Source organism: Deinococcus aestuarii (assembly GCF_018863415.1).
Lineage (GTDB): Bacteria > Deinococcota > Deinococci > Deinococcales > Deinococcaceae > Deinococcus > Deinococcus aestuarii.
Map to the genome: position 1 here is coordinate 107,169 of NZ_JAHKSN010000015.1, position 8,147 is coordinate 115,315.

The following is an 8,147-nucleotide window of genomic DNA, read 5'->3' on the forward strand; positions in this document are numbered from 1 at the left end:
CATGGAGCTCCCCCCCGCCCTGCAACAGGAACTCGCCCGGCGCCGCCTGACCGCCCCCCACGCCCGCGCCCAGGGGGGCGTCGGCGAGCGGCCCTCCCGCGCGAAGGGCGCCGGGATCGAGTTCGCCGACCACCGCCCCTACCAGCCGGGGGACGACATCCGCGCGCTCGACGCCGTGGTCACCGCCCGGCTGGGCACCCCGGTCGTGCGCGAGTTCGTGGTCTCGCAGCAACTGCCTGTCCTCGTGGTGCTCGACGCGAGCGCGAGTATGCGGGTGGGACGGCCGCCGAAGTTCGGGCTGGCGGCGGGTATGGCCGGGGCGCTGGGCTTCGTGGGGCTGGCGGGGGGCGACGCGGTGCAGGCGGTGACCTTCGGCGCCGGGGTGCGCGTCTCGCCCCGGTTGCAGGGGGTCAACCGCGCGACCGAGCTGCTGGGCTGGCTGGGGCAGGCCCGCGCCGAGGGGAAAGGCACCCTGGAGGACGCCCTGGGCCGCACCGCCGCCCGCGCGCCGAAGGGGGCCCTCGTCATCCTGGTGGGCGACTTCCTCTCCGAAGACGCCGTGCGCGCCCTGGACACCCTCCACGCGCGGGGGCAGGAGGTCCTGGCCGTACAGGTCCTCGCCCCCGAGGAACTCGAACCCGAACGGTTGCGCGCCTCTCCCGGGCGGGCCGAGCCGCTGCGCCTCGACGACGCCGAGGGCGGGGGCAGCGCGGTCGTCACCCTCGACGACGCGACGCTGACGCGCTACCGCCGGGCGCTCGACGCCTGGACCGCCGAGCTGCGCGGCAGCCTCGCCCGGCACGGGGGCCGCCTCGTTCAGGTGCGTGCCGACCAGCCGCTCGGGGAGGTGGTGCTGCGTGAGTTCCTGGCACGCGGCATCGTCCGATGAATTTCAATCAGCCCGGGTGGCTGCTCCTCGCGCTGCTGGCCCTGCTGCTCGCCTTCCTGCACCGCCAGCGGCACGCGCACCGGGCGGCGGAGGTCGGCAGCCTGCACCTGTGGCGGCGGCTGGGGGCCGAACACGCGCCCGAGCAGGCCCGGCGGCCCAGGCTGAGCGCCGCGCTGCTGCTGCAACTCCTCGTGCTGGGGTTGATCGCGCTGGCCCTGGCGCGGCCCAGCCTGGGGCGGGACCCGGCGGGCGGGGCGGATACCCTCGTCCTCCTCGACGCCTCGCGGGCAATGCGGGCGACCGACGTGCGACCAGACCGCTTCACCGCCGCCGCGCGGGAGGCCGCCGGGCGGCTGGGCGGTCGGGTGACGGTGCTCCTCGTGGGCGAGCACGTCACCCCGCTCGCGGTGGGCCGGGCCGACCGGGAGGCGGTGCGGCGCTCGCTCCTCGCCTCCGGCGCGACGGACGGCCCCGCGGACTGGGAGGCGGCGGGCCGTCTCGTGCGGTCCCTGCGGGGGGAGGGGCGGCCTCGCGTCGTGGCATTCGTCGCACCGTCCACCGCCGCCCCCGCCCGCTCTGCCCTCGCCGGGTTGGGGGCGGAGGTCCGGACGGTGGGGGGTGCGGTCACGAACGCCGCCCTCACGCGCTTCGAGGTCATACCGGGGAGGGCGGAGGCCCCCTGGACCCTGCGCGGCGCCGCCCGCCTCTACGGCCCACCCGGCGAGCGCACGCTGACGGTCACGCTGGACGGTCAGCTCCTCGCGCGGCGCAGGCTGGCCCTCGCCCCGGGGGCGGAGGCGCCCTTCACGCTGACCTTCACCCCGGGGCGGGGCGGCGTGCTGCGCGCCTCGCTCGACCCCGACGCCCTCCCCGCCGACGACGCGGTGCAGGCCGTCTTGCGCCCCACCCCCGCCCCCCTGCGGGTCGCCCTGATCGGCGAGGCGGCGGGCGACGTGCGGCGGGCGCTGCTGGCCCTGCCCGGCGCCGTGCTCTCCCCCGCCGACACCCTGGACGCGGACGCCGACCTCGTGGTGGTCACGCGGCCCGGGGTGACGGGCAAGGTGAGCCGCCCGACCCTGTGGCTCAACACCCCGCGCGCGGCGGGTCCGCCCCTCACCCCGGCCGGGTGGAACGACCGCGACCCGCTGGGCCGCGGCGTCGCCTGGGCCAGCCTGACCCTGCGCTCGGCTCCCGCCCGGGTCACACCCTGGCCGGACGGAACGGCGCTGCTCTCCGCCCCGGCGGGCCCCCTGGTCGAGCGGCGGGAGGCGGGGGGCGTGCCCGAGGTGCGGGTCAACTTCCCGGTCGAGGCGGGGTCGTGGGTGCGGACGCCCGCGTGGCCCGTCTTCCTGCGCAACGTGGCCCTCGCGGCGCGGCCCGAGGCCGGGGAGCGGGTGGTCCGCCCCTGCACGGTGGGCGACCCCTGCGCCCTGCCCCCCGGTCAGCCGCTCACCGACCCGGCAGGGCAGGCCGTCGGGATCACGGAAAGCCGCTTCACCCCCTCGCGCGCGGGCGTGTACCGGATCGGGGGCGAGCCCCTGGCGGTCAACCGCCTCGCCGGGCCGGAGGCCGACCTGACCGCTTCCAGCCGGGGTGAACGGGCGGGCGGAACCCCCTCACCGACCCTGCCCACCGGACGCACCCTCCGGGTTCTGCTGCTCGGGCTGGCGCTCGCGCTTCTCCTGACCGAGGGCGTGCTGATGATCCGTGGCGAACCGGCCCTGCGCCGGGGCCGCTGGGCGGCGCTGCGGGCCCCCCAGCGGCGGATGCTGGCGCTGCACGCCCTCGCCGCCGTGCTGCTGGGGCTCGCCCTGCTCGATGTTCCGCTGCCGGGGCCGGGCCGCACGCGGGCCGCCGCGCTCGTCCTGCCCCCGGAGGAGGCGCCGCCCGCCGGGGTGCCGAACACCACGCGGGTCTGGGGCACCGCCGCTCCCCGGCTGACGCCTCCTCCCCGCGCCTCTTCCACCGGGGACCTGGCCGCCGCCCTCGAACTCGCCGCCGCGACCCTGCCCGCCGACGCGGAGCGGAGCGTGCTCCTGATGGGTGACCGCTGGCCTGCCTCCTCCCGGCTGCCGGACGTGCTGGCCTCCCTGCGGGCCGAGGGGGTGGCCGTCCACGCCCTTCCAACCGCGGCGCCTCCCCTCGAACTCCGCGCCCTGAGCCTCCCGGCCCGGGTGCCTGCCGGGCAGAGCTTCGCCCTCGGGGCCTCGCTGCGCGCCGCGGCGCCGACGACCCTGCGCGTCCACCTGCGGCGCGGCGACGACCCCATCTTCGAGGACACGCTGACCGTGCCCGCCGGAGACACCCGGCTCGCCCTGCCGCTGCGGGAGGACGGTCCCGGACTCGCCGGGTACACCCTGACCCTGCGGGGGGAGGGGGCAGAGGTGGGGGGACAGGCGGCCACCCGCGTCACCGCGCCCCCCCGCGTGGCCGTGGTCGGCGGGGACGCCGGGGCACGCCGCCTGCTCGCCCGCGCCCTCGGGGTGCAGGGGCTGGACGCCGCGCCTCTCGACCCGGCCCGGCTGAGGGCCGCCGACCTGGAGGGCTACCGGAGCCTCGCCCTCCTCGACGTGCCCGCCCGCGCGCTGGGCCCGGAGGTGCGGGCGGCGCTCACGGGCTGGGTGGGGCGGGGAGGCCACCTCGTGATCGGGGGCGGGCCGCGCGCCTTCGGGCCGGGGGGCTACCCGGGCACCGCCCTCGACGACCTCTCGCCGCTATCGAGCCGGGTGCCGCGCGACGCGCCCCGCCTCGCCCTGGGGCTGCTGCTCGACAAGTCGGGGTCCATGAACGAGCCCGTCGCGGGTGGTGTCACCAAGCTCGACCTCATCAAGGCGGCGGGCCTCGCGGCGGCGGGGCAGCTCCACCCCGGGGGCGACCTCGCGGTGATCGCCTTCGACACCTCGCCCAAGGTCGCCGTGCCACTGGGGCGGGTGGGCGACCCCGCCCGGGTCCGCTCCCAGATCGCCCGCATCGAGGCCGAGGGCGGCACCGTCGTGTGGCGGGCGCTGGAGGCGGGGCTCAAGCAACTGAACGCGTCGGGGGCGTCCACCAAGCACCTGATCCTGCTCACCGACGGCATCGACGGCGGCATCTTCAACCCGGGGGACTACGAGCGGCTGGTGCGCCGCATCCGCGCGACGGGGATCACCGTGAGCACGGTTTCGGTGGGGAGCGGAATGCACGTCCCCCTGATGCGCGACATCGCCCGCTGGGGAGAGGGCACCTTTCACCTCACCTTGGATTGGCGCGACGTGCCCAGCCTCCTCGCCCAGGACACGCTGGGGCAGGGCGGGCCCGCCGTCACGGCAAAGCCCACCCGCGTGCGCTGGCTCGGCGAGGCCAGCGGGGCGGGCCCCGGCGTGGTCGGCGGCTACGCCCACACCAGCCTGCGGCCCGGCGCCACCCTGCTCGCGCGCACCCCGGGCGGCGATCCCCTCGCGGCCTCGTGGCGGGTCGGCCTGGGGCGGGTGACGGCGCTCGGCAGCGGGCTCGCGGGGAGCTGGGTGAGCGCCTGGACCGCGCGGCCCGCCTACCCGGCCCAAGTCGCCGCCCTGATCCGCGCCGAGGGGGGAAATCAGGAGGCAGAGGCGCTCGAACCCGACGGCCACGACCTGATCGTGCGGGCCTCCTCCCCCACCGTCACCCTGGAGGGCCCCGGGGGCCCACGCCCGGTGGCGCTGCGCCCCGACGGCGCGGGTGGCTTCGTGACCCGCCTGGAGGCTCCCGGTCCCGGCGGGTACAGCCTTCCGGACGCCGCGCTCGGCCTGCCCGCCCCGGTGAGCGACCCGGCCCTGCCCCGCCGAATTGCGGGGGCGACGGGGGGGGAGGTGCTGGCGAGCCCGGCCCGACCTGCCCCGCGCGGTGGGGGCTGGGCGTGGCGCCCGGCGTGGCCCGCCTTCGCCCTGCTGGCGCTCCTGAGCTTCCTGCTGGGACTGGCCTTCCGTTCCCTGCCGGAGGGGCGGCGGGTCCGGGGCTGAGGACCGGCGGAACGTCGGGGCAGCCCGGGAGAGGCGCACGGTGGGCCGGAACGTCATAGACGGGGACGGAGCGTCGCGCCGACCGGTGATAGGGTTGTTCAGGCAGGGGGGCAAGGGGGAAGGCGGGAGGCGGCCCGACGCGGGCCCGGCTGCCCCAAAGCCTCGCCCCGGCTGTCCCGAGCCACCCGAGAGGAGGACCGCATGACCCCCGACCCCAGTGCGGAGCCCGGCGAGCAGGTCGGCACCCGCCTCCTGTTCGAGAATGGCCGCGTCCGGGTGTGGGACCTCGCGCTCGCGCCCGGCGAGGCGCTGGGGGCGCACCTCCACCGCCTCGACTTCTGCTTCGTGGTGGTGCGGGGCGGCCACCTGCGCCACATTCACCCCGACGACCCGGCGCAGAGCCAGGACGTGCGCTACGAGGACGATCAGGTCGTCTTTCTGGAGGCCGGGGAGGAAGGCCTGCTGCACCACCGACTCGTGAATGTCGGGGACACGCCCTACCGCAACCTCGTGATCGAGTTCAAGGATGGCTGAGCGCCGCGTCCCGGTCCCACCGACCTCCGTGAGGGCGACCCGCGTGGGCACGTGCGGGACGGGGGAAAGACCGGCGCACGTGGGCGGCCCTGCCCATGGCCGAACCGTCCCGGTCTCCCCCACCCCGCCCCCGGAGGACCGAGCATGGGCCTGATCGTCGTCTCCAACCGCGAACCCTACGCCCCCCACCGGGCCGAGGACGGAACCCTGGCCTGGGTGCCCTCCATCGGCGGGCTGACCGCCGCGCTCGACCCCGCCCTGCAACGCGCGGGCGGCACCTGGATCGCCTGGGGCGAGGAACGCTCCGACCTCCGGACGGTGGAGCTGCCCCAGGGCGAGACGCGCTATCGCCTGGAGCGCCTCCGGCTCAGCGAGGCCGAGGTCCGCGACTTCTACCACGGCTTTTCCAACCGCGCCCTGTGGCCCATGAGTCACTACTTCATCGAGCGGGCGAAGTACCAGGGCTCGGGCTGGCGCGCGTACGTGAACGTCAACCGCCGCTTCGCCGAGGCCGCCGTGCGCAGCTACCGCGAGGGCGACCTGATCTGGGTCCACGACTACCAGCTCGCCCTCGTGCCGGGCATGATCCGCGAGGCGCTGCCCCAGGCCCGGATCGGCTTTTTCTGGCACATCCCCTGGCCGTCTTCGGAGGTCTTCCGCACCCTCCCCTGGGACCGCGAGGTGCTGGCGGGCATCCTCGGCGCCGACCTGATCGGGATGCACACCCCCGAGTACGTGGGCCATTTTCTCTCCGCCTGCCGCCGCGCCCTGAACGCCGGGACGCGCGAGGGGGAGGTCCGCTGGCAGGGCCGCGTCTCGCGGGTGGTGGACCGCCCCATCGGCATCGAGGTGGGGGTCTTCGAGCGGCTGGCCGCCAGCCCCGAGGTCGAAGAGGCCGCCGATCACCTGCGGCGCACGCTGCAAACCCAGATTCTGCTGGGGGTCGACCGCCTCGACTACACCAAGGGCATCCCCGAGCGGCTGGAGGCCTTCGACACCTTCCTCGACCGCCACCCGGAGGCGCGGGGCCGGGTGACCCTGGTGCAGATCGCCGTGCCCAGCCGCGAGCGGGTCGAGTCCTACCGCCAGCTCCGAGGGCAGGTCGAGGGCCTGGTGGGCCGGATCAACGGCAAGCACACCCAGGGGGGCTGGGCGCCCATCCAGTACATCTACCGGGGGGTGGGCCGGGAAGAACTCGTCGCCCACTACCGCGCCGCCGACGTGATGCTCGTCACGCCGCTGCGCGACGGGCTCAACCTCGTCGCCAAGGAGTTCACCGCCTGCTCGGCCGACGGGGTGCTCGTCCTCTCGCGTTTCGCGGGGGCCGCCGACGAGTTGCCGGAGGCCGTGCAGGTCAACCCCTACAGCCCCGAGAGGATGGCCGACCATTTCCTCGACGCCTTGAACATGCCGCTCGACGAGAAAAAGGCCCGCCTGGAACGCTTACGCGCCCGCCTGCACGGCAGCGACCTCCACGCCTGGGCGGACGGCTTCCTGCGCGAGCTGGAGGGCGAATGACGCTGCCCCCCGCCCTGCTCCCCCTCGGCGAGCGACCCCTCCTCATCCTGTGCGACTACGACGGGACGCTGGCCCCCATCGTCGCCCGCCCCGAGGAGGCGTGGCCCGAGCCCGGCGCCCGCGAGGCCCTGGCCCGGCTCCTCGCCCACCCGCAGCACCGCGTCGCCGTCCTCACGGGTCGCCGCGCCGCCCAGGTCCAGGCCTTCCTCGACCTGCCAGACCTCCTCGTCGTCGGTCTGCACGGGATGGAGTGGCCCGGTGAGGAGACGGCGCCGCCCGACACCGGGGCCCTGCGGCGGATCACCGCCCAACTCCCCGACCTGCCCGGCCTGCGCCTGGAGGACAAGGGCTGGACCCTCGCCGTCCACTACCGCGAGGTTCCCGAGCCGCTCCAGAGGGAGGTCGAGGCGCGACTTTCGGAGCTGCCACTCCCACCCGGCTGGGAACTGATGGCGGGCAAGAAGGTGCGCGAGTTCCGGCCGGGCGGCTTCGGCAAGGGGCGGGCGGTGCGGCGCCTCGCGCGGCGCTCCCCTCCCCACCTCCCCGTCTTCCTGGGCGACGACGTGACCGACGAGGAGGCCTTCGAGGTGCTGCGTGAGGAGGGCGGTGTGACCGTCAAGGTGGGCGACGGCCCGACCCTGGCCGAGCACCGGGTCGAGGGACCGGACCAGGTGGTCGCCCTGCTCCAGCGGTGGGCAGGCGGCACCTCCTCCACATGAACCTTCCAAACGCGCCCCCGTGGTGCGAAAACCTCACTCCAGAACGACCAATTGTGACTTCACTCCGCCGTTGACAGAACGGCGGCCGTGGACTAATCTCGTCAACCGCTCGCGTGGGGGTCCCGGCGCGGCGGCTGGGGAGGGGCGACTTTCCTCAGCACAGAGTTGGCGGCAGCTTAGCCGAGACTACTCCGGGGACCTGCGCGTCGGATACTCAGGAAGGATGCGTGAGGGGTTGACAAGTTCGGCCCGAATCGGTAAACTTCCTGGTGTGCCTGCGGGGAATACCCGGACGCGCACGGGGCGCAAGCTCCGCGAAGCATGACAACGGAAGATGCTTGAGAAGCAAAGGGCTGCCCGACAGGGCGGTGCGAGCGGACATCCCCCCGGGTGTCTCCAGACTCGTGAGGAGCCGAGAGGCTCGACAGAAGCCAAGCGCAAGTGAGGCATCAAACACATCAACACTGTCCCTCGGGGCAATGCTGAACGATTTGATGGAGAGTTTGATCC

The 8,147-nt window shown here is 75.3% G+C and carries 5 protein-coding genes; all 5 read left to right on the forward strand.

The window, feature by feature from the left end:
• The first annotated feature begins 1 nt into the window (after position 1).
• The 5 genes from IC605_RS16825 to otsB all read left to right on the forward strand — a co-directional run bounded on the left by IC605_RS16825 (position 2) and on the right by otsB (position 7,637).
• Positions 2-889, forward strand: coding sequence for a DUF58 domain-containing protein (locus IC605_RS16825; RefSeq protein ID WP_216326810.1), 888 nt, complete (start codon positions 2-4; stop codon positions 887-889).
• Positions 886-4,866 (forward strand): VWA domain-containing protein, encoded by a 3,981-nt coding sequence (locus tag IC605_RS16830; protein WP_216326813.1) that lies wholly within the window; start codon positions 886-888, stop codon positions 4,864-4,866. The genes IC605_RS16825 and IC605_RS16830 overlap by 4 nt, the downstream gene beginning before the upstream one ends.
• A gap of 201 nt (positions 4,867-5,067) precedes the next feature.
• The gene (locus tag IC605_RS16835) at positions 5,068-5,400 is read left to right on the forward strand and encodes a cupin domain-containing protein (protein WP_216326816.1); all 333 of its coding nucleotides are present in this window, start codon (positions 5,068-5,070) and stop codon (positions 5,398-5,400) included.
• 144 nt (positions 5,401-5,544) lie between these two features.
• Positions 5,545-6,918 (forward strand): alpha,alpha-trehalose-phosphate synthase (UDP-forming), encoded by a 1,374-nt coding sequence (locus IC605_RS16840; protein ID WP_216326819.1) that lies wholly within the window; start codon positions 5,545-5,547, stop codon positions 6,916-6,918.
• Entirely contained in the window at positions 6,915-7,637 is a 723-nt protein-coding gene (gene otsB, locus IC605_RS16845) for a trehalose-phosphatase (RefSeq protein ID WP_216326822.1), read from the forward strand. The genes IC605_RS16840 and otsB overlap by 4 nt, the downstream gene beginning before the upstream one ends.
• The last annotated feature ends 510 nt before the right edge of the window (positions 7,638-8,147 follow it).